22 protein-coding genes and 2 tRNA genes are annotated in these 19,479 nt (G+C 70.2%); 7 read left to right on the plus strand and 17 right to left on the minus strand.

The annotated features are described in order from the left end of the window. Nucleotides 1-89 precede the first annotated feature (89 nt). From pstC to pstB, 3 genes are read left to right on the plus strand one after another with little or no spacing between them, the layout of a single operon-like run. Entirely contained in the window at nt 90-1,073 is a 984-nt protein-coding gene (gene pstC, locus AB0300_RS01450) for a phosphate ABC transporter permease subunit PstC (RefSeq protein WP_060923075.1), read from the plus strand. A 1-nt stretch (nt 1,074) separates the two neighbouring features. Continuing rightward, nucleotides 1,075-2,172 (plus strand): phosphate ABC transporter permease PstA, encoded by a 1,098-nt coding sequence (gene pstA, locus AB0300_RS01455; protein WP_126893376.1) that lies wholly within the window; start codon nt 1,075-1,077, stop codon nt 2,170-2,172. 29 nt (nt 2,173-2,201) lie between these two features. Next, nucleotides 2,202-2,981 (plus strand): phosphate ABC transporter ATP-binding protein PstB, encoded by a 780-nt coding sequence (gene pstB / locus AB0300_RS01460; protein WP_062636281.1) that lies wholly within the window; start codon nt 2,202-2,204, stop codon nt 2,979-2,981. A gap of 79 nt (nt 2,982-3,060) precedes the next feature. Here pstB and AB0300_RS01465 read toward each other — a convergent pair whose 3' ends face one another. The 5 genes from AB0300_RS01465 to AB0300_RS01485 all read right to left on the minus strand — a co-directional run bounded on the left by AB0300_RS01465 (nt 3,061) and on the right by AB0300_RS01485 (nt 7,898). Continuing rightward, complete coding sequence (locus AB0300_RS01465; protein WP_126893377.1) at nt 3,061-3,945, minus strand: aminodeoxychorismate lyase; 885 nt, start codon at nt 3,943-3,945, stop codon at nt 3,061-3,063. Nucleotides 3,946-4,116: 171 nt separating this feature from the next. Continuing rightward, nucleotides 4,117-4,746, minus strand: coding sequence for a hypothetical protein (locus AB0300_RS01470; RefSeq protein WP_060923078.1), 630 nt, complete (start codon nt 4,744-4,746; stop codon nt 4,117-4,119). 29 nt (nt 4,747-4,775) lie between these two features. Further along, nucleotides 4,776-5,555, minus strand: coding sequence for an anti-sigma factor (locus AB0300_RS01475; RefSeq protein WP_366215334.1), 780 nt, complete (start codon nt 5,553-5,555; stop codon nt 4,776-4,778). Beyond that, nucleotides 5,552-6,154, minus strand: coding sequence for an ECF RNA polymerase sigma factor SigK (gene sigK, locus AB0300_RS01480; protein ID WP_172400107.1), 603 nt, complete (start codon nt 6,152-6,154; stop codon nt 5,552-5,554). The genes AB0300_RS01475 and sigK overlap by 4 nt, the downstream gene beginning before the upstream one ends. 31 nt (nt 6,155-6,185) lie before the next feature. Continuing rightward, a complete protein-coding gene (locus tag AB0300_RS01485; protein ID WP_126893379.1) occupies nt 6,186-7,898 on the minus strand; it encodes a cytochrome c biogenesis protein DipZ in 1,713 nt (570 codons plus the stop codon). A 167-nt stretch (nt 7,899-8,065) separates the two neighbouring features. Between AB0300_RS01485 and AB0300_RS01490 the strand changes: the two genes are divergently transcribed. Beyond that, nucleotides 8,066-8,725, plus strand: a complete 660-nt coding sequence (locus tag AB0300_RS01490; protein WP_062636269.1) for a fasciclin domain-containing protein — start codon at nt 8,066-8,068, stop codon at nt 8,723-8,725. 135 nt (nt 8,726-8,860) lie between these two features. Next, a tRNA-Lys gene (locus AB0300_RS01495) sits at nt 8,861-8,933 on the plus strand. Between the two features lie 8 nt (nt 8,934-8,941). On the opposite strand, the gene AB0300_RS01500 is transcribed toward AB0300_RS01495, so the two are convergent. Further along, entirely contained in the window at nt 8,942-9,406 is a 465-nt protein-coding gene (locus AB0300_RS01500; RefSeq protein ID WP_029989569.1) for a hypothetical protein, read from the minus strand. Between the two features lie 158 nt (nt 9,407-9,564). Between AB0300_RS01500 and AB0300_RS01505 the strand changes: the two genes are divergently transcribed. Beyond that, a complete protein-coding gene (locus tag AB0300_RS01505; protein ID WP_025104283.1) occupies nt 9,565-10,110 on the plus strand; it encodes a type 1 glutamine amidotransferase domain-containing protein in 546 nt (181 codons plus the stop codon). A gap of 3 nt (nt 10,111-10,113) precedes the next feature. Here AB0300_RS01505 and AB0300_RS01510 read toward each other — a convergent pair whose 3' ends face one another. Continuing rightward, the gene (locus AB0300_RS01510; protein WP_025104282.1) at nt 10,114-10,632 is read right to left on the minus strand and encodes a CGNR zinc finger domain-containing protein; all 519 of its coding nucleotides are present in this window, start codon (nt 10,630-10,632) and stop codon (nt 10,114-10,116) included. Between the two features lie 25 nt (nt 10,633-10,657). Here AB0300_RS01510 and AB0300_RS01515 point away from each other — a divergent pair, with 25 nt between their 5' ends. After that, nucleotides 10,658-10,876 carry a hypothetical protein gene (locus tag AB0300_RS01515; protein WP_366215335.1) on the plus strand — a complete coding sequence of 73 codons (219 nt, stop codon included), beginning with the start codon at nt 10,658-10,660 and terminating at the stop codon, nt 10,874-10,876. On the opposite strand, the gene AB0300_RS01520 is transcribed toward AB0300_RS01515, so the two are convergent. The 10 genes from AB0300_RS01520 to AB0300_RS01565 all read right to left on the minus strand — a co-directional run bounded on the left by AB0300_RS01520 (nt 10,857) and on the right by AB0300_RS01565 (nt 19,471). Next, complete coding sequence (locus AB0300_RS01520; protein WP_366215336.1) at nt 10,857-11,390, minus strand: DUF1697 domain-containing protein; 534 nt, start codon at nt 11,388-11,390, stop codon at nt 10,857-10,859. The genes AB0300_RS01515 and AB0300_RS01520 overlap by 20 nt on opposite strands. Next, nucleotides 11,387-11,968, minus strand: coding sequence for an isochorismatase family protein (locus tag AB0300_RS01525; RefSeq protein ID WP_315109836.1), 582 nt, complete (start codon nt 11,966-11,968; stop codon nt 11,387-11,389). The genes AB0300_RS01520 and AB0300_RS01525 overlap by 4 nt, the downstream gene beginning before the upstream one ends. 78 nt (nt 11,969-12,046) lie before the next feature. Further along, nucleotides 12,047-12,119 (minus strand) — tRNA-Thr (locus AB0300_RS01530). Nucleotides 12,120-12,188: 69 nt separating this feature from the next. Then, nucleotides 12,189-13,742: an alpha/beta hydrolase gene (locus tag AB0300_RS01535; RefSeq protein ID WP_366215337.1), complete on the minus strand. Its 1,554-nt coding sequence runs from the start codon at nt 13,740-13,742 to the stop codon at nt 12,189-12,191. Beyond that, nucleotides 13,739-14,896 (minus strand): DNA polymerase III subunit delta', encoded by a 1,158-nt coding sequence (locus AB0300_RS01540; RefSeq protein WP_249520898.1) that lies wholly within the window; start codon nt 14,894-14,896, stop codon nt 13,739-13,741. The genes AB0300_RS01535 and AB0300_RS01540 overlap by 4 nt, the downstream gene beginning before the upstream one ends. An 87-nt stretch (nt 14,897-14,983) precedes the next feature. After that, complete coding sequence (gene tmk, locus AB0300_RS01545) at nt 14,984-15,613, minus strand: dTMP kinase (RefSeq protein ID WP_366215338.1); 630 nt, start codon at nt 15,611-15,613, stop codon at nt 14,984-14,986. Then, nucleotides 15,610-18,486 carry a type I DNA topoisomerase gene (gene topA, locus AB0300_RS01550; protein ID WP_366215339.1) on the minus strand — a complete coding sequence of 959 codons (2,877 nt, stop codon included), beginning with the start codon at nt 18,484-18,486 and terminating at the stop codon, nt 15,610-15,612. The genes tmk and topA overlap by 4 nt, the downstream gene beginning before the upstream one ends. 78 nt (nt 18,487-18,564) lie before the next feature. Continuing rightward, nucleotides 18,565-18,894, minus strand: coding sequence for an Rv3654c family TadE-like protein (locus AB0300_RS01555; RefSeq protein WP_025104274.1), 330 nt, complete (start codon nt 18,892-18,894; stop codon nt 18,565-18,567). Continuing rightward, the gene (locus AB0300_RS01560; protein WP_249520895.1) at nt 18,894-19,274 is read right to left on the minus strand and encodes a TadE family type IV pilus minor pilin; all 381 of its coding nucleotides are present in this window, start codon (nt 19,272-19,274) and stop codon (nt 18,894-18,896) included. The genes AB0300_RS01555 and AB0300_RS01560 overlap by 1 nt, the downstream gene beginning before the upstream one ends. After that, nucleotides 19,271-19,471 (minus strand): DUF4244 domain-containing protein, encoded by a 201-nt coding sequence (locus AB0300_RS01565; protein ID WP_025104272.1) that lies wholly within the window; start codon nt 19,469-19,471, stop codon nt 19,271-19,273. Before AB0300_RS01565 ends, AB0300_RS01560 begins: the two co-directional genes overlap by 4 nt. Nucleotides 19,472-19,479 lie beyond the last annotated feature (8 nt).

Below are 19,479 nucleotides of genomic sequence, written 5' to 3' on the forward strand. Positions count from 1 at the left end.
CGACGGTGCCCCCGCGTCCCCGAGCGGGCGCGGGGGCTCCGCCAGGTCAGCACCCGATCCATCTCCACCCGGCCCGAAACAGGGAGATCATGAGCACGACCGCGCAGGAGCCGACAACGGCACCGGCACCGACACCGGCGCCGCCCACACCGATCAAGGCCAAGCAGCGCCTCGGCGACCGGGTCTTCTCCGGCACCGCGCTGGCCGCCGGCATCATCATCCTGATCGTGCTGGCGCTCGTCGCCGCCTTCCTCATCATCCAGAGCCTGCCGGCCTTCCAGCTCGACACCACCGACAACCACATCCTCCGGGGCGAGTCGTTCTGGGTGTACGTCTGGCCGCTCGTCTTCGGCACCCTCTGGGCCTCGTTCATCGCCCTGCTGATCGCCGCCCCGATCGCCATCGGCATCGCGCTCTTCATCTCGCACTACGCCCACCGGCGGCTCGCGTCGTTCCTCGGCTACATCATCGACCTGCTCGCCGCCGTGCCCTCCGTGGTGTTCGGCCTCTGGGGCGGCCTCGTGCTCGCCCCCATGCTCCAGCCGATCTACGTGTGGCTCAACGAGAACGCCTCGTGGGTGCCGTTCTTCGGCGGGCAGGTCTCCGCGACGGGCAAGACCATCCTCACCGCCGCCCTCGTCCTCGCCGTGATGTGCATCCCGATCATGACCGCCATCTGCCGCGAGGTCTTCCTGCAGACCCCCAAGCTCCACGAGGAGGCGGCCCTCGCCCTCGGCTCCACGCGCTGGGAGATGGTCCGCATGGCCGTCCTCCCCTTCGCCCGCGGCGGCATGGTGTCGGCGGCGATGCTGGCCCTCGGCCGCGCGCTCGGCGAGACGATGGCCGTGACGATGGTGCTCTCCCCCTCGGCGGTCGTCAGCTTCCTCGTGCTCACCGCCACGAACCCCACGCCGATCCCCGCGAACATCGCCCTCGCCTTCCCGGAGGCGCACGGCACCGGTGTGAACACGCTGATCGCGACCGGCCTCATCCTCTTCGTCGTGACCTTCGCGGTCAACGCGCTGGCGCGCTGGATCGTCGCCCGCCGCGCCGAGTTCTCGGGAGCGAACTGACATGACCGCCCTCACCAGCGCTCCGCCCGCCGCGAGCACCACCGCCCTCACCTCCGGCCGCCTGCCGAAGTGGGCTCCGTGGGCCCTCCTCGGCGTCTCGTTCGTCGTGTCCGCCGCCGTCTTCGGTGTCGCCGCTGCCGGCTCGGACACCCCGCTCGCCGACTTCAACATCGCGGGCACCGTCGTCGTCGGCATCCTGCTCTACATGGTGATCATCACGGTGATCTCCTCCATCGCGGAGAGCCGTCGCAAGGCCGTCGACCGCCTGATGACGGCCCTCGTCGCCACGGCCTTCCTCATCGCCCTGCTGCCGCTGATCTCCCTGCTGTGGACCGTGGTGGCGAACGGCCTCGAGCGCTTCGACGCCGAGTTCTTCACCTACTCGATGCGCAACGTCGTCGGTGAAGGCGGCGGTATCGTGCACGCCATCTGGGGCACGGTCCTCATCACGCTGACGGCCACGATCATCTCGGTCCCGGTCGGTCTGATGACCTCGATCTACCTGGTCGAGTACGGCCGCGGCAAGATCGCCAAGGCCATCACGTTCTTCGTCGACGTGATGACGGGCATCCCCTCGATCGTCGCCGGTCTGTTCATCTACGCGGTGTTCGCCCTCCTGATCCGTCCCGGGATCTCGATGGGCTTCATGGGCGCTCTCGCCCTCGCCGTGCTGATGACGCCTGTCGTGGTGCGCGGCAGCGAGGAGCTGCTCCGGATCGTCCCGAACGAGCTGCGCGAGGCCTCCTACGCCCTGGGCGTGCCGAAGTGGCTCACGATCCTCAAGGTCGTCCTGCCCACCTCGATCGCCGGCATCATGACCTCGGTCATGCTCGCCATCTCCCGCGTGATCGGCGAGACCGCCCCGCTGCTGCTCACCGCCGGCTTCACGCAGAGCCTCAACACGAACATCTTCGACGGTCAGATGATGACCCTCCCGGTGTTCGCCTACAACCAGTACATGAACCAGGGCACGAGCCCGGACGCCGCCGTCGCGCGCGCCTGGGCCGCCGCCCTCACCCTCATCCTCATCGTCATGGTGCTGAACCTGCTCGCCCGCCTGATCGCGAGGCTGTTCGCCCCGAAGGTCAACGGCCGCTGAGCGCCCGACCACTCAGAATAGGAATTCACGTGTCCAAGAGCATCGAAGTCAACGACCTCAACGTCTACTACGGCAACTTCCTCGCGGTCGAAGGCGTCTCCCTCGACATCCAGCCGCGCAGTGTCACGGCCTTCATCGGCCCGTCGGGCTGCGGCAAGTCCACCTTCCTCCGCACCCTCAACCGCATGCACGAGGTGATCCCCGGAGCCCGCGTCGAGGGCGAGGTGCTGCTCGACGGCAAGGACCTCTACGGCGCCGGCGTGGACCCGGTGCTCGTGCGTCGCCAGGTCGGCATGGTGTTCCAGCGGCCGAACCCGTTCCCCACGATGTCGATCAAGGAGAACGTGCTCGCCGGCGTGAAGCTCAACAACAAGCGCATGTCGAAGAGCGAGCAGGACGACCTCGTCGAGAAGTCGCTCACCGGCGCGAACCTGTGGAACGAGGTCAAGGACCGCCTCGACCGTCCTGGCTCCGGGCTCTCGGGCGGCCAGCAGCAGCGTCTCTGCATCGCCCGCGCGATCGCCGTCTCCCCGGAGGTGCTGTTGATGGACGAGCCGTGCTCCGCCCTCGACCCCATCTCGACCTACGCGATCGAGGAGCTGATCGGCGAGCTCAAGAACGAGTTCACGATCGTCATCGTGACGCACAACATGCAGCAGGCGAGCCGGGTCTCCGACAAGACCGCGTTCTTCAACATCGCCGGCACCGGCAAGCCCGGAAAGCTCATCGAGTACGACGACACGACGAACATCTTCACGACCCCGTCGGTGCAGGCCACAGAGGACTACGTCTCCGGCCGTTTCGGCTGACCCGCACTCTCTTCGGTCTTCGGGCCCGGACGCCTCGCGTCCGGGCCCGTTCTCGTCTCCGTCCGTCCCGCCGGAGGACTCAGTCGCGCGGGGAGAGGAGGTAGGCGTTGAGGTCGTCCGTGAGGGCGGCGTCCACGGCGACCGGCGTGCCGTCGATCGCGGTGATGGCGGTCGCGAGACGCACGCTCGACACGAGCCATGCGGCGTCGGCCCGCGTCAGATCGGCGGCGGGAATGCGGTCGTACCCGACCTCGAAGCCCCGCGCGAGAAGGTGGTCGTAGACGCTGAGCTGCGTGGTGCCATGCAGGATCCCGCCGTTCGGGGCCGGGGTCGTGAAGCGGTCGCCGAAGCGCAGGATGAGGGAGGCCGTCGGAGCCTCCAGCACGAAGCCGTCGCTCGACAGGAAGATCGCGTCGTCGGCTCCGCGGCGCTTGGCCTCGCGCAGGGCCGCCATGTTCACGGCGTAGGACAGCGTCTTCGCTCCGAGCAGCAGCCAGGGCGCCCGTTCTGCCGCGCCGAGGTCGTATCCGCGGTCGAGGGTGACGACTTTGACGCCGTTCCGCCGTACCGCCGCGAAGTCCGCCGCCGGAGCCGCCGTGACCCAGGCGGTCGGCGTCGGCCCGTGCTCGACGCCGCGACTGAGGATCAGTTTGATGACCGACTCCCCCGCGTCGAGCTGTGCGGCGGCCTGCTGGATCGCCTGCCGCCACTGCTCCTGGTTCGGCACCGGGAGGTCGCAGAGTCGCGCCGAGTGCGCAAGGCGTTCCAGATGCGGGACGACCTCCTGCGCATGTCCGTCGATCACGCCGATAGACTCGAACACGCCGTCGCCCCGTTGCGTGCTCAGCTCGCCGACACTGAGGGCGGGGGCCGCGGCGTCCACCTGCGTGAACGTGTCGGCGTAGTCGGCACGCTGCTCGTCGGCGGCGACGGGATCGATCATGAGGGCGAAGCGACGGGTCATGTCACCGAGCCTAGGCCGCCGGGAATACCCACCGCGTCCTCGCGTTACACTGGAGTGGCCGGGCCGCATAACCCCGGGCTCCAATTTTCGCCGCTGCGAGCGGCCTTCCGCCGAGAGGCGTTCTTGCGGCCCGGTCTTTCTCTGTCCGGACGCCGTCCCGCCCGCTCGGACTCAGGCCAGGGCGCCGGTGCGCCACAGGGCCGCCGACGCCGCGAGGTCCTGGGCATAGCTGCTCAGCCGCAGCGCCCGCGTGGTGAGCTCGCTCGCCCGGGCGGGCTCCGTGGGCTCGTAGTCGTCGGCGGTGTGCGTCGCCCCCGAGGCCTGGACGCGGCAGAACGCCGCCGCCCGCTCCAGCGCCACGGCGAAGTCGCCGCGGAAGGCGCCGCGCAGGATCGTGTCGATGAGCGCGACGAGCTCGTCCGGGCTCGCCGGCACGGGCGCCCCGGCGACCACGGCGTCGGCCGACGGCAGCTCGACCCGTCCCCGGTCATAGAGAAGGGCCGCGGTGCGCGGATCGCCGTGGATCGCGAGCTGGAGCACGTACAGCCGCCACAGCGACCCGGGGAGGGTGCGCGACGGCGCCTTCGACCACAGCTCCGCGATCTCGTCGATGCCGTGCTCGCTCGTGAAGGCGATCAGCCGCTCGACGCTCGCCCCGCTCTCGTCCTCGCGGACGCGGGTCAGCAGCGCGGAGGCGGTGGCGTGTGCGACACGCGTCTCCTCGGCGGGATCATGGGCGCCGACGATGTTGTCGAACGCGCTCGTCGGACGACGCACGGGGCGGTGGTGCTGCTCGGGCATCCCTCCAGGGTACGCCCCGCCTCCGACGCTCAGGCCGTCGGGATGACGATCACCGGGTCGGTCGTGGGGAGCCCGGACGGCGATCCGCCCTCCTGCTCGACCGTCACCGCGATGGCGTCGCCCGCCTGCATCTCGCCCTCGAGGAGCGCGGTGGCCTCTCCGTCGTCGACGTCGAACACACCCGCGGCGATGGGATCCTCCCCGCGCACGAACCACAGCTCATAGGTCTTGCCGTCCGCTACCTCGGGCAGTCCGTCCGTGACGAGCACGGCCTTGCCGACCGAGCCCGACCAGTGCGCCGTCGCCGTCGCGCCGTCGTCGAGCTCGACCGTCGCCGTCTGCGCGTCGCCCGCGGATTCGATCTCCTGCAGCGCGACGACACTCGCCGGGCGGTTCAGCTGGTCGTTCAGAGCGACCGCACCGATCCCGACGCCCACGAGGAGCGCGAGGCATGCGGCGAGCGCGAAAGCGAGCCGGGTCCAGCGGCGAGCCGGAGCGGGAGCGGCGGCACCGGAGGCAGGGCTCTCGTCCGCGGGTCCGTCGGGCTCGCCCGAGTCGGACGAGGATTCCGCGGCGCCGCCCTGCGGAGTCTGGGCGATCTGCGCGAGCAGAGCCGCACGGATGCCGGCGGGCGGAGCGACCGGGGCCACGCCGTCGGCGAGGAGAGCGGCCGTCTGGGCGTCGGTGTCGTCCTGCGCCGCCCACTCCGGGTGCTCGGTGAGGGCACGGCGGTACCGGCGCTCGTCGTCCGCCGAGAGCGCGTGGAGCGCGGCACCTGCCGCGAGTTCCGCGAAGTCCTTCTCGTTCATGCCGTCACCCCCATCGCCGTGCGGAGCCGGGTCAGCCCGTCTCTCATCCGTGTCTTGATCGTGCCCAGCGGTGCTCCCACGAGCGCCGCGATCTCGTTCTGACTGTAACCGCCGTAGTAGGCGAGGACGAGCGCCTCCCGCTGCGCCTCCGGAAGCCCCGCCAGCGCCGCGACGACCCGCTCTCCCTCGATCCCCAGCTCCACCCGTTCCGCCACGCTGTCGTGCGCGACGCCGAGGTCCTTGAAGCCCGCGCGTACGTCCCGGTCCGCACTCGACTGCGAAGCCCGCACCCGATCCACGGCCCGGCGATGCGCGATGGTCATCACCCAGGTTCGTCCCTGTCCCTTGTTCGGAGCGAACCGGGAAGCGGATTGCCAGATCTCGAGGAACACCTCCTGCAGCACTTCCTCGCTCTGCGCGCGGTTCACGAGGACGCGCAGGATGAGGCCGAACACACGGGAGGAGAGGGAGTCGTACAGCGCAGCGAAGGCAGCCTGATCACCGGAGGCGACGCGGACGAGGAGGTCGGCGACAGCATCCTGCGGCGCCGTCCCGTCCTCGGGGACGTCCATCCCATCGATGACCATCTCCATAAGCATGCCGTATCTCCTCCCTCTTCCCGTGCAGACGTCACCCGAATGTGAACGAATACACCTCGACGCCGGTGGGGACCTCGAGCGTGAACGTGCCCTTCTCGATGTCGTCCTGCTCGAGCAGGCCGTAGGAGCGTGGCGTCCCGTCGATCCGGATCGTCTGCGCGTTCCCGTCGGCGTCGGTGACCACCACCTCGCCCGACCCCGCGACGACCATGCGCACCTCGGCCGCGCGATACTGCAGCCGGATCCGCGCGTCCTCAGCGGTCGGCGTGACGTACTGCGTGTCCACGGTCCAGTCGCCGTCCAGGGCGAAGCTGTCGTCGGGCTGGTCATCGGGGAAGCGGAAGCTGCCGTCGCCGCGGCGGTACTCGTCGCCGCCGCCGTAGTTGACGTCCTTGGAGGAGCCGAGGAAGGTCTCCCGGGTCGTGGCTCCCACCTCAGGGGTCTCGTCCTTCACGTCCGTGGCGGCGGGCAGCTCGACGTCGGGGTCGGCGTCCTGCAGCAGCTCCCGGATCATCGCCTCGGTGGCGGCGTAGTTGCCCTCGCCGAAGGAGATGTGGCGGACGGTCCCCTCCGCGTCGATGAGGTAGTGCGCGGGCCAGTACCGGTTGCGGTAGTTGGTCCAGGTGGAGAGGGTGTTGTCGAGAGCGACCGGGTACTCGATGCCGAAGTCGCGCGCGCCCGCCGCGACGTTCCCCGGATCCTTCTCGAACGCATACTCGGGCGAGTGGATGCCGATCACCTGCAGCCCCGCGTCCCGGTAGGCCTCGTCCCAGGCCACGACGTGCGGGATGGAGCGCTGGCAGTTGATGCAGGAGTACGCCCAGAAGTCGATGAGGACCACCTGTCCGCGCAGGTCTTTCAGGTCGATCGCCTCCCCGTCCGGGGTGTTGAGCCACTGCTGGATCCCCTTGATGGAGGGCGCCGTCCCGCAGGACTCAAGCTCGGTCGCGCCGTTCGTGCACTTGTCGAGGTCCTTGTTCTCCTCGTTCACCAGGCCGCCGAGGTCGAGGGCGTCCTGCACCTGCTCGGAGTCAGCGATCTGCTCCTGCAGCGGCGCGGTGTAGTCCGGGAGCAGACGCTGCAGCGCCTGCGGCACGTTGAAGACGAGTCCCACGGCGAGGGCGATCATCGCCACGCCGGCGGCGATCCGCAGCGCGCGCTCCTTCGTCCGGAAGGCCCGGATGCGCTCGATGACGCTGCGACCCGCGAGTGCGAAGACCAGCAGCGGCACCGCGACGCCGATCGCGAAGGAGACGGTGAGGAGCACGGTGCCCACGCCGATCTGCCCCGTGGAGCCGGCGACGATGATGGCCGCGAGGACCGGGCCCGCGCACGGGACGAACACGGCCCCGAGAGCGAGGCCGACGCCGAAGCCGTTGCCGCGGTTCTTCACCTCGCGCTGTCCGAAGCGCTGGAACGGCCGCTCCAGGATGTGCTGGAACCGCGGCACGATGAGTCCCACCCCGATGACGACCAGCACCGCGATGCCGACCCAGCGGATGATGTCCTGCGGCAGGTTCAGCAGGCCCAGCAGGAGCGACCCGGCGAGCGTCACGAGCGTGAAGCTCAGCACGAGGCCGGCGATGACGAAGTACGGGCGGCTGCGCTTGGCCGGCACCGCCTCCCCCTCGTAGGACGCCGACTGGGCACCGCCGGTGAGGAAGATCACCGGGAGCACGGGCAGGATGCACGGCGAGATGCCGGTGATGAGCCCGCCGAGCAGGCCGATGATGATCAGGTCCATGAGGTCCTCGTCTCTGTCGGGTGCTGTTCGCGCCGACCCCCCGCAGCGGATTGGATCGGATCCGATTTCGGAGAATCTCGAAATTCCTCCCATCCGATCCGCAGAGGCTTCCGAACAGCCCTCGACGCCACGGAGAGGCCGTGGCCGGAGTTTCGAAGGAGCTCGACATGTTCAGCACCAAGAAGAAGGTCACCGCAGCAGTCACCCTGGGTCTGGCGAGCGCATTCCTGCTCTCGGCATGTTCCATGGGCAGCGGAACAAGCACGGAGGAGTCGTCGGAGCCGACGACGCCGGAGACGTCGGAGTCGACGCCGATGGAGATGGACCCCGCGGCGAACCTCGTCGGCCCGGGCTGCGCGGCGTACGCGGAAGAGGTCCCGGACGGCGCCGGTTCCATCCAGGGCATGTCCCAGGACCCGGTAGCGGTCGCGGCCTCGAACAACCCGATGCTGACGACGCTCGTGTCGGCGGTGAGCGGTGAGCTGAACCCCGACGTGAACCTCGTCGACACGCTCAACGGCGACGAGTTCACCGTGTTCGCGCCGGTCGACGACGCCTTCGCGAAGATCGACCCCGCGACCATCGAGACGCTGAAGACCGACAGCGACCTCCTCACCTCGATCCTCACGTACCACGTGGTCCCCGGCCAGATCGAGCCGTCCGACATCGAGGGCATGCACACCACCGTCCAGGGCGCCGACCTCGAGGTGACCGGCAGCGGTGACGAGTGGATGGTCAACGACGCCAACGTCATCTGCGGCGGCGTGCAGACCGCGAACGCGACCGTGTACCTCATCGACTCGGTCCTGATGCCCCCGGCTGAGTAAGCCAGGGACGGTGCCGGCGACCCGACCGGCACACGGCCTCCCCTGTTGTCAGGAGGGACACGGGGCAGGTGAAGGGGCCGTCGGCGGCTGTGGCGCCGACGGCCCCTCGTCGTGCGCCCCCTAGACTGGGAGCACGGGCCTCTAGCTCAGTTGGCAGAGCATCGGACTTTTAATCCGCGGGTCGTGGGTTCGAGCCCCACGGGGCCCACCGCATCCTCAGTCGTCGCCGCCGACGTTCCCGGCGAGCAGGTCGTCGCGGATCCCCGCGACGCCGTCCGGCAGCGTCTCGCCGTGCATCACGAAGTCCGGCGCCTCCGGGCTTCCCCCGATGCCGCAGACGGCGACGTTGTCCTGACCGTCGATCGTCTCCGGGACGGCCACGAACCACACCGCCGACTCCTCCAGCCACTCCGTGGTCGCCATGTCGGCGAAGAACGTCGCATCCGGCGAGATCGAGCGGATCTTCTCGGTGCAGAGCGACACGAGCTGCCCCTTCGCGAAGGTGCCGGCGGCCGGGGGCGAAGACGTCTCCGTGGGCGTCGGGGCCGTGGTCGGGGCGGGCGAGGACGACGGCGTCGCCGAGGCGCTGGACGTCGCGGTCGGCGTCGGTTCCGGAGCGGGTGTGCAGCCCGCGAGCACGACCAGCACCGGCAGGAGGAGGAGAGCAGGACGGAGGCGCATGTCTGGATCGTATCGACTCGACCGCGCCGCCCCGCGCCGACGCGGCCCTGCTGTATCACCGTCGCCGACGGCTGGCCACCCCCTGGCGAGGTCTGATGCGGTGGGAGAGGGTCGAGGAGTCCCCGGAACAGGGCGACTTCCCACCGAAAGGACGGACCATGACTCTCACCGGAAACCGCGTGGCATTCCTGGCGACGGACGGCTTCGAGGACAGCGAGCTCACGAGCCCCTGGGAGGCGGTGACGACGGAAGGCGCGAGCGCCACGCTCATCGCCCCGGACGGAGCGGCGATCACCGGCAAGAACGGTCACGAACAGGCCGTCGACCTGAAGGCCGCGGACGCCAGCGCCGACCAGTTCGACGCGCTCGTGCTGCCGGGCGGCGTGGTGAACGCCGACCACCTCCGCATGGATCAAGCCTCCATCGACCTGGCCCGCGCGTTCTTCGAGCAGCACAAGCCCGTGGGCGTGATCTGCCACGGCGCCTGGATCCTCATCGAGGCCGGTGTCGTCGACGGTCGGACCATCACGAGCTACCCGAGCCTGAAGACCGACCTCCGCAACGCCGGCGCGAGCTGGGTGGACGAGGAGGTCGTGGTCGACGAGGGTCTCGTGTCGAGCCGCACCCCCGATGACCTCCCGGCGTTCAACGCCAAGCTCGTCGAGGAGATCGGCGAGGGCAAGCACGCAGGGCAGACCGCCTGACCCTCAGCTGACGCGCGCCCGATGGCGCCGCACGGCCGCCCGGTTCGCGCACCTCACGGAGCAGAACCGCTGGCGGCCGTTGCGCGTCACGTCCGCGACGACGTTGGTGCACGGCGGCGCGTCACAGCGCCCGAGTCGGTTCATCCCCCGGGTCACGAGGTGCAGCGCCGTGCCGAGGTTGATGATCGCGCGCAGCACGAAGGGCAGCGAGCGCACGTCGTCCCGGTAATGCAGGTGCCAGCCCTCGTCATCGTGATTGGTGAGCCGCGGATAGGCACCCGCGGTGGCGAGCTGATCGTTGAGCAGGGCGGCCCGCGCATCAGGGTCCGGCTCATCCACGATGGCCAGCCAGTCGTCGATCACGGCGCGCACCTGCGCGTGGTCGTCGGGGGCCGGCGGAAACGTCTGCGTCATCCCGAGCGCGAGCGACCGCTCCTCGATGCCCGCGCGATCGACCGGCCAGTCATTCGCGAGGGAGGCCGCGAGGAGCACCGCGTATTCACCGTAAGGGTTGAGATGCATAAGACCATTACATCACGCTGGTCCCATGACCTCCTCCGACACCCTCCCGATCCCCCGGCTCGCCTCCGCCGCCGACACCCACGAGCACGCCTGGCTCGTGGAGTCGCGTCACCCCACCAGCGGGGGCGTCGTCGTCTACGTCCGGTGCGCGGGCTGCGACTCCCGCCGGGTCGACCTCGCCACGCATGCCCCGATGCCGCCGGCCGCGCTGAGCCGGGCCGTGGTCACGCCGTCAGCGCGATGAGCTTCCGCACCGTGCGGAGGTTGCGCGCCGTGCCGGGAACCCCGAGCGCCCGGTCCAGCACGGCCTTCGTGAGCTTCGTCGTGTGCACCCCTCCGGGGGCGTAGTCGATCCACAGATCATGTCCGACCAGGGCGAGACGCTCCCCCGGCACCAGGCGCTCGTGCAGGGCCTCGAGGGCGCCCGCGGCGGGAGCGCCCTCGAGGAACATCGCGTGCACGAGCTTCAGCTCCCCCTCCGGGAAGGGCTGGGCCGCTTCGGACTCGGCGAGCTCGGTGTGCGTGCGGTGGATCACCGGAGTGTCGACGCCGAACTCCGCCGCGATGAGCGCACGGACCGACGCGCAGGCAGCCGCGGGTTCCCGCGGCGTCGCGCAGAGGATGTTGCCGCTCGCGATGTAGGTGGAGACGTCCTCCAGGTCGGTCGCGGCGGCGAGCACCTCCCGCAACCGCGCCATCGGCACGCGGCTGCGTCCGCTGACGTTGACCGCGCGGAGGAGGAGGACGCTGCGGCTCACGCCTCCGAGCTCTCGAGGAGCTCGGCACCGGCGTGCGCGAGCTCGGCGAGGGCCGCGGCACTGGGTTCGGGCGCGACTCCGGCGACCAGGTCGGTGAGGACGCGGACGTGGACGCCGTGGGCGATCGCATCGAGTGCGGAAGCACGGACGCAGTGGTCCGTGGCGATGCCGACGACGTCGGCCGTCACGACGCCGGCCGCGCTCAGCACCGCGGCGACCGTCGCCCCGTCGTCGGTCACCCCCTCGAACATCGAGTAGGCCGGACGGCCCTGCCCCTTGCGCACGTGATGGGTGACGCCGTCGGTCACGAGCAGCGGGTCGTAGTCGGCTCCGGCCGTGCCGGCGACGCAGTGCACGGGCCAGGAGTCGGTGTAGTCCGGGGTCGTGGAGAAGTGGCCGCCGTTGTCGCCGTCGGGATCGTGCCAGTCCCGGGAGGCCACGACGACCTCGTAGTCGTCGGCGTGGGACGCGAGGTAGGCGGAGACGGCGGCGGCCACCGCGTCACCGCCCGCAACCGCGAGCGCACCGCCCTCGGTGAAGTCGTTCTGCACGTCGACGATGAGAAGCGCTCTGCTCATGCTCCGAGCGTACGCCCCGCGGCCGGGCCCGGAGACGAGGAAACCCCCGGGACCACGAGGGTTCCGGGGGCTTTCCTGAGCCGCTTGTCAGAATCGAACTGACGACCTTTTCATTACGAGTGAAATGCTCTGCCGACTGAGCTAAAGCGGCGTGCGACGCGTGAGCGGCGCGATCACCGATATTACCCTGTCTCGCGCTCGCTCGCGAATCGAGGCTCTCTCACTCGCAGCGCAGGCCGTCTTCCGGCACCACGTCTTCGAGGAGGAACGCCTCCACCGCCTCGTCGACGCAGACGTTGCCCTTGTTGTAACCGGTGTGGCCCTCCCCCACGCGGGTGATGAGGACGCCCTCGGAGAGCTGGTCGGCGAGCGACTCCGACCACTCGTACGGGGTCGCGGGATCGTTGGTCGTGCCGACGACGACGATGGGACCCGCGCCTTCCGCCGTGATCTTCTCGCGGGTGCCGGTGGGCGGATACGGCCACACCTCGCACGGGTCGGGTCCCGACCAGTACGGAGCGATGGTCGGCGCCCCCTCCGCGATCTTCTTCTCCGTGGCCGCCTCGGCCGCAGGGTCGTCCTCGACCGGGTAGTCCATGCAGTTGTACGCGCGGAAGGCCTCGGTCGAGTTGTCGATGTAGGTGCCGTTCTCCCGGCCGTTGTAGAAGTCGGCGAGGCGGAAGGCCGTCGACGGGTCGCCCTGCAGCGCCTCGTCCAGGGCCTGGGTGAGGATCTCCCAGCTGTCCTCCGAGTACAGCGCCGCGATGATCGCCGTCATCAGGGAGTCGGCGCCCATGAGCCGGCCGTCACCGTTCTTCAACGGCGTGCGATCCGCGCTCGCGAGCAGGGCGCCGAGATCGGCCATCGCCTCGTCGACCGTCCCGCTGAAGGGGCACGAGCCGGAGTCGAGGCAGCTCTGCATGTAGGCCCGCAGGGCCGACTCGAAGCCGAGCGCCTGCGTGGCACCGACCTCGAGACCGGGGACGGAGGGATCGATCGCCCCGTCGAGCACGAGCCGTCCGGCCTTCTCCGGGTAGAGCTTGGCGTAGGTCGCGCCCAGGAACGTGCCGTACGAGTACCCGAGGTAGTTGAGCTCCTTGTCGCCCAGGACGGCGCGGAGGAGGTCCATGTCGCGGGCGGCGTTGACCGTGGTGATGTACGGGAGGATGCCCCCGCTGTTGGCGTCGCACGCCTCTCCGAAGCCGCGGGCGGAATCGAGCAGCTCGGTCTCCCACTCCGGGGTGCCCCGCGGCGCCGAAGGGATGCCGTAGAGGTACTCGTCCATCTCCTTCGCGTCGTAGCAGGTGACGGCGGTGGAGGCGCCGACCCCGCGCGGGTCGAAGCCGATGACGTCGTAGTTCTCGATGAGCGCCGGACCCACCGCGTAGTCGAGGCTTCCCTGGATGAGGTCGACGCCGCTGGAACCGGGGCCACCGGGGTTCGTGAGCAGCGAGCCGATCGCCTCGCCCTCGGCCCGTTGCCGCACGACGGCGAGCTCGATCTCTCCCGCTCCGGGGTCGTCCCAGTCGAGCGGCGCGGTGACGGTCGTGCAGTCGAAGCCCGGACCGCACTCGGTCCAGTCCAGCTCCTGGGAGTAGAAGGGAAGCAGATCTTCCGAGACACCCTCGGTGTCCGGGGTCTTCTCCACGGCCGGCTTCGAGGACTGCTCCGGGATCATGGCGTAGAGGCACCCGGAGAGCACGACCGAGGCGGCGGCCAGACCGGCGATGAGCGCCGCGGAGCGACGGAGGCGGGGCAGGGATCGAGTCTTCACGGTTTCCTCCCGCTCGTGACGGTCACGAGCAAACTCTCGAGTGCGAGCAGCGGGGCGACGTTGCGCTCCAGCGCCTCACGGGTCTCAGCCAGGTGGTCGAGCACGACGAGCGTACGCTCGACGCTCCAGGCGGCGGCGAGGGCGGCCAGCTCGGCGTGCAGCTCGCGATTGATGAGATCGTCACCGCGGCCGTACTGCAGCATCACGACATCGCGGAAGAGCGACTGCAGATCCGTGAGGACGCGGTCGATGCCGTCCCGCAGACTCCGCGTCGCCCGCTTCTTCTGTTCGTCCTCCAGCGCGGACACCTGGGCCCGCAGCGCCGGAGGCACGGCCTGCCCTTCGGCGACCCCGACGGTGCGCAGGAGCGCGGCGCGTTCCGCCGCATCCCGCTCGGCCGTGAGTGCCTTGGCGTCTTCCGTCGCCGCCTGGATGATGCGCCCGGCGACCTCGACCGCGTCGTTGACCCCGCGCACGCCCATCACGGCGCGGAGCGTCTCGTCGCGGCGTCGCCGGGCGGCGTCGTCGGTGGCGAGTCGCTGGGCCATGCCGATGTGGCGCTGCGCGTGTCGGGCGGCCTGCTCGGCGACGGCCTCGTCCACGCCCGTGCGGAGGCTGATGAGGCGGGACACGTCCACCACGTCGGGTTCGCGGAGTCGGAGCGACCGCACGCGTGAGCGGATGGTCGGGAGGAGGTCGGCCTCACTCGGCGCGCAGAGGATCCAGACGGTCTGCTCCGGCGGCTCCTCCAGCGCCTTGAGCAGCACGTTGGACGTGCGCTCCACCATCCGGTCGGCGTCTTCGACGACGATGACCCGATAGCGGCCGGCGGACGGGGCGAAGTAGGAGCGCTCGACGAGGGCCCGTGCTTCGGCGATGGTGATGATCACCTTGTCGGTGCGCAGCGCCGTCACATCGGGGTGGGTGCCGGCGAGGACCTGGCGCATCGTGGCCTCGTCGTCCGGCCCCTCGGCGATGAGCGCCGCGGCGAAGGCATAGGCGAGCGTCGAGCGTCCGGATCCCGGAGGGCCCGTGATCAACCAGGCGTGCGAGAGCGCGGCCGGATCGGCCGAGGCGGCGCGCAACGTCTCGACGGCGGCCTCCTGCCCCCAGACATCGGCCCAGGGAAACGGCGGGGCGAGGGTCGAGGGCATGCACTCAGCCTAATCGGGACCGCCGACGCTCCCACCACCCGCTGACGGGCCGTGCGTCCCGTCGGGCGAAGCCCTCTCTGTGGAGGATCAGTCGAAGAGCGCCGAGACGCGGGCGCGGATGCGATCGGCGATGCGCTCGGGTGACGCCGCGGCGTCGATCACGAGGAACCGGGCGGGCTCCGCACGGGCCAGTTCGAGGTAGGCGTCGCGCACACGGGCGTGGAAGGCCTCCTTCTCGGCCTCCAGCCGGTCGAACGGCTTGTCGGCCGAATCGAGGCGCGTGCGCGCGGTGGCCGGATCGAGATCGAGGAGCACGGTGAGATCCGGAAGAGCACCCTCCGCAGCCCACAGTGAGAGGTCGCGGATCTCCGTGGCGTCCAGGACGCGTCCGGCGCCCTGGTACGCCACCGAGGAGTCGAGATAGCGGTCCTGCAGCACGATCTCGCCGCGAGCGAGCGCGGGGCGCACCACCGTCGCGACGTGGTGCGCGCGGTCGGCGGCGTAGAGCAGCGCCTCCGCGCGCGGCGCGATGTCACCGCGGTGGTGGAGCACGATGTCTCGGATGAGCTGCCCGACCTCGGAGCCGCCCGGCTCCCGGGTGCGCACGACCATCCGACCGCTCTGCTCGAGCCACGTGGCGAGGAGGTTCGACTGGGTCGTCTTCCCGGAGCCGTCCCCGCCCTCCAGCGTGATCCAGAGGCCGGGGCCTGCGGTCACGAGTCCGCCTTCTCTGCCGCCTTCGCCGCCGCGTTCGCGGCCCGGGTCGCCGCTGCCTTCTTGGCCGCCGCCGAGCGGGCTGCCGACGTGGTCGACGTCTTCGCCGCCGTGGACTTCTTCGCCGTGGAGGCCTTCGCCGACGTCTTCTTCGCCGGCGCCTTCTTGGCCGGAGCCTTCTTCGCGGGAGCCTTCTTCGCCGCTCCCCGCTTGGGTGCCGGACCCTTGGCGCGCTTGTCCGCGAGCATCTGCACGGCGATCTCGAACGTGATGTCGTCCGGGGTCTGTCCGCGCGGGATGGTGACGTTCGTCTCACCGTCGGTGACGTACGGGCCGAAGCGGCCGTCGCGCACGCGGATGGGCTTGCCGCTCACCGGGTCGGCGTCGAACTCCGCCAGCGCGCTCGACGCCCGGCGGGCGCCGTACTTGGGCTGCTGGTAGATCTCCAGCGCCTGTTCCAGCGTGACGTCGAAGATCTGCGACTCGCTCTCCAGCGACCGGGAGTCGGCACCCTTCTTCAGGTACGGACCGAAGCGGCCGTTCTGCGCGGTGATCTCGTCGCCCGACTCCGGGTCGACGCCGACCACGCGCGGCAGGCTCAGCAGCTGCAGCGCGGTGTCGAGGTCGATCGTGTCGACCGACATCGAGCGGAACAGCGAGGCGGTGCGGGGCTTGGGCGCCGCTTCCTTCTTCGCACCGCGCTTCCCCTTCGCGCTGGGTGCCTGAGCCTGTCGAAGGTCGACGACCTCGCCGGTGGCCTCATCGACGACGGCGTCGTCGGAGACCGGATCGTTCTCCTGCACGTAGGGGCCGAAGCGTCCGTCCTTGACGACGACGACCTTGCCGTTCTCCGGGTTCACCCCGAGGACACGGTCGCCGGCGACCGGCGCGTCGATGAGCTCCTGGGCCTTCTCCGCCGTGAGCTCGTCGGGCGCGAGATCTTCGGGGACGTTGACGATGCGCGGCTTGGCCTCCGGATCCTTCGGGTCCGTCACCTCGAGGTAGGGGCCGTACTTGCCGAAGCGCAGCGTCGCGGTGTCGGTGATCCGCGTCGAGTTCAGCGCGCGGGCGTCGATCTCGCCGAGGTTGTCGACGACCTGGCGCAGACCCACGTGCGAGTCGGAGCCGAAGTAGAACGACTTCAGCCACTCGACACGGTTCTGCTCGCCGCGGGCGATGGTGTCGAGGTCGTCCTCGAGCGCCGCGGTGAAGTCGTAGTCGACGAGCTCGGCGAAGTGCTCCTCGAGCAGACGCACCACGCTGAACGCGAGCCACGTCGGCACGAGGGCCTGGCCGCGCTTGACCGCGTACCCGCGATCGAGGATGGTCTCCGGGATCGTGGCGAAGGTCGAGGGTCGGCCGATGCCCTTCTCCTCGAGCACCTTCACCAGCGAGGCCTCGGTGTAGCGCGGCTTCGGCGTGGTGCGGTGACCCTTCGCCTCCGCGGCGGACACGGCCAGCTCGTCGCCGACGGAGACGGCGGGCAGGGACTGGTTCTCCGCGGCGTCGGCGTCGCTGCGCTTCTCGTCGCGACCCTCCTCGTACGCCTCGAGGAAACCCTTGAACGTGTAGACCGTGCCGGAGGCGGTGAACTCCGCCGTCTGGCCGTCCGCCTCGACCGCGATGGTGACGGTCGTCGTCTCGTACTTGGCGTCCGACATCTGGCTCGCGACGGTGCGCTTCCAGATCAGGTCGTACAGCCGCTGCTCCTCGCGGTCGAGCTCGCCGGACAGCGAGGACGGCGTGCGGAAGTTCTCCCCCGACGGGCGGATCGCCTCGTGCGCCTCCTGGGCGTTCTTGCTCTTCGACTTGTAGACGCGCGGCTTGAGCGGCACCGCGTTGTCGCCGTAGAGAGCCACGGCCTGACTCCGGGCCGCCTGCACCGCCTGGGTGCTCAGCGCCGTGGAGTCGGTACGCATATAGGTGATGTACCCCTTCTCGTAGAGGCGCTGGGCGACGCTCATCGCCTGCTTCGCGCTCATCGAGAGCTTGCGGCCCGCCTCCTGCTGCATGGTGGAGGTCGTGAAGGGCGCGTAGGGGCTGCGGGTTCCCGGCTTGGCCTCGACCTTGGTGACGGTTCCCGCCCCGGCGGCGTCGACGGCGCGCGCAAGGGTCGCCGCCTTCGCCTCGTCGAGGACCACGACCGCCTTCTTGAGCTTCCCGGTGTCGTCGAAGTCGGAGCCGCGGGCGAGCTGGCCGCCGTCCACGCGCACCAGGCGGATGCGGAACGACGTGCCGGTCGCGGCCGCATCGGCGTCGACGTCCCAGTACTCCGCGGAGACGAAGGCCATGCGCTCGCGCTCGCGGTCGACGATCAGGCGGGTCGCGGCGGACTGCACGCGGCCGGCCGAGATCCCGGTCTTGACCTTGTACCAGAGCACGGGCGAGACGTCCCACCCGTAGAGGCGGTCGAGGATGCGGCGGGTCTCCTGCGCATCGACGAGGGCGTGGTCGAGTTCACGGGTGTTGCCGACAGCGGCCTGGATCGCGTCCTTGGTGATCTCGTGGAAGACCATGCGCTTGACCGGCACCTTGGGCTTGAGCGTCTCCAGCAGGTGCCAGGCGATGGCCTCGCCCTCGCGGTCCTCATCAGTGGCGAGCAGGACCTCATCCGCGTGCTTGAGCGCGCGCTTGAGCTCGGCGACCGTCTTGGTCTTGCGGTCCGACACCACGTAGTAAGGGTCGAAGCCGTTGTCGATGTCGATGGAGTACTTGCCGTACGCCTTCTTGTCCTCGGCCGGGATGTCCTTCTTGTCGGCGAGATCGCGGATGTGGCCGACGGAGCTGAGCACCTCGTAACCGTCGCCGAGGTATCCCTGAATAGACCGCATCTTCGTCGGGGACTCGACGATGACGAGCTTCTTGCCTTCAGCCAAGGGGCGTCCTTTCTTCGAAGCACACCATACACACCGCTATCAGGGGTCGTTCACAGCGGGCGAGGGGTAGAGCCGCCGTCATGGTTCCTCGGGTGGCCCGGCACGAGCGCGGGAGACGGCAGCGAGTCCAGCGTACGCCGCCTCCACCGACACGGTCGCCACATACCCTTCCAGCGAACAGCTCGTCAGGGCCGCCCCGCTCGCCGCGGCGACCCTGGCGGCCAACGCACAGGGCTCGTCCGCCGTCGGCACCGCGCCGCTCGCGGCATCGGCGGCGGCGAGCGCGGCGGCGTCGGCCGCGCCCGCCGCACGCTGTGCCGTGACCGCCGCACCGCCCACCGCCGCGAGACCGACGGACAGCGTGGCGCTCACCACGAGGAGCGCGGCCGCGAGCGCCGACCCCGCCATCAGCGGCCCCCGTCCAGGGCGCAGCTCGAGGCACGCAGCGGGACGCTGATGACCGCTCCGAGCGACACCCGGAGCGTCGCCGTGGCGCACACGAGGTCGCCGGCAGGGGCGAACGCGGTACCGGCACCCGGGATCGCCTCGTGGACGACCCGGGCAGCCGCCGCCGCGTCCTCGCCACGACCGAGCAGTCGGGCGGCGTCGGCGGCAGCATCCTGCAGCGCGACCTGCCGCGACGCCGCCAGGAGAGCTCCCGCCCCCAGCAGCAGCACCAGCACGATGGCCGGCAGCGCCAGGGCGAGCTCCGCCGCGACGGCACCGCGGTCGCCCCGCCACCTTGCCGGTGCCGCGGTCGCGCGAGCGTCGTGTCCGCCGTGCGTCATGACACGGTCAGGGCTCGACGGACGAGACCGGTGAGGATGCCCCGCACCTCGTCCGAGCGCATGATCGCCACGAGCAGACCGGCGAAGGCGACCGCGGCCATGGTGGTGATGGCGTATTCGGCGGTCGCCGCGCCGGTGTCGTCTCCGAAGAGCGCCCTGGCGCGGCGCCGGTCCAGGGTGGGGAGCGTGTCGTTCATCTTCGTAC

Origin of the sequence: Microbacterium sp. NPDC078814, assembly GCF_040702645.1 — a bacterium.
Classification (GTDB): domain Bacteria; phylum Actinomycetota; class Actinomycetes; order Actinomycetales; family Microbacteriaceae; genus Microbacterium.

Coding starts and splice junctions, on each gene's coding strand:
- pstC (WP_060923075.1), top strand. CDS start 90: ATGAGCACGACCGCGCAGGAGCCGACAACGGCACCGGCACCGACACCG.
- pstA (WP_126893376.1), top strand. CDS start 1,075: ATGACCGCCCTCACCAGCGCTCCGCCCGCCGCGAGCACCACCGCCCTC.
- AB0300_RS01465 (WP_126893377.1), bottom strand. CDS start 3,945: ATGACCCGTCGCTTCGCCCTCATGATCGATCCCGTCGCCGCCGACGAG.
- AB0300_RS01470 (WP_060923078.1), bottom strand. CDS start 4,746: ATGCCCGAGCAGCACCACCGCCCCGTGCGTCGTCCGACGAGCGCGTTC.
- AB0300_RS01475 (WP_366215334.1), bottom strand. CDS start 5,555: ATGAACGAGAAGGACTTCGCGGAACTCGCGGCAGGTGCCGCGCTCCAC.
- sigK (WP_172400107.1), bottom strand. CDS start 6,154: ATGCTTATGGAGATGGTCATCGATGGGATGGACGTCCCCGAGGACGGG.
- AB0300_RS01485 (WP_126893379.1), bottom strand. CDS start 7,898: ATGGACCTGATCATCATCGGCCTGCTCGGCGGGCTCATCACCGGCATC.
- AB0300_RS01490 (WP_062636269.1), top strand. CDS start 8,066: ATGTTCAGCACCAAGAAGAAGGTCACCGCAGCAGTCACCCTGGGTCTG.
- AB0300_RS01500 (WP_029989569.1), bottom strand. CDS start 9,406: ATGCGCCTCCGTCCTGCTCTCCTCCTCCTGCCGGTGCTGGTCGTGCTC.
- AB0300_RS01505 (WP_025104283.1), top strand. CDS start 9,565: ATGACTCTCACCGGAAACCGCGTGGCATTCCTGGCGACGGACGGCTTC.
- AB0300_RS01510 (WP_025104282.1), bottom strand. CDS start 10,632: ATGCATCTCAACCCTTACGGTGAATACGCGGTGCTCCTCGCGGCCTCC.
- AB0300_RS01515 (WP_366215335.1), top strand. CDS start 10,658: ATGACCTCCTCCGACACCCTCCCGATCCCCCGGCTCGCCTCCGCCGCC.
- AB0300_RS01525 (WP_315109836.1), bottom strand. CDS start 11,968: ATGAGCAGAGCGCTTCTCATCGTCGACGTGCAGAACGACTTCACCGAG.
- AB0300_RS01540 (WP_249520898.1), bottom strand. CDS start 14,896: ATGCCCTCGACCCTCGCCCCGCCGTTTCCCTGGGCCGATGTCTGGGGG.
- AB0300_RS01555 (WP_025104274.1), bottom strand. CDS start 18,894: ATGGCGGGGTCGGCGCTCGCGGCCGCGCTCCTCGTGGTGAGCGCCACG.
- AB0300_RS01560 (WP_249520895.1), bottom strand. CDS start 19,274: ATGACGCACGGCGGACACGACGCTCGCGCGACCGCGGCACCGGCAAGG.
- AB0300_RS01565 (WP_025104272.1), bottom strand. CDS start 19,471: ATGAACGACACGCTCCCCACCCTGGACCGGCGCCGCGCCAGGGCGCTC.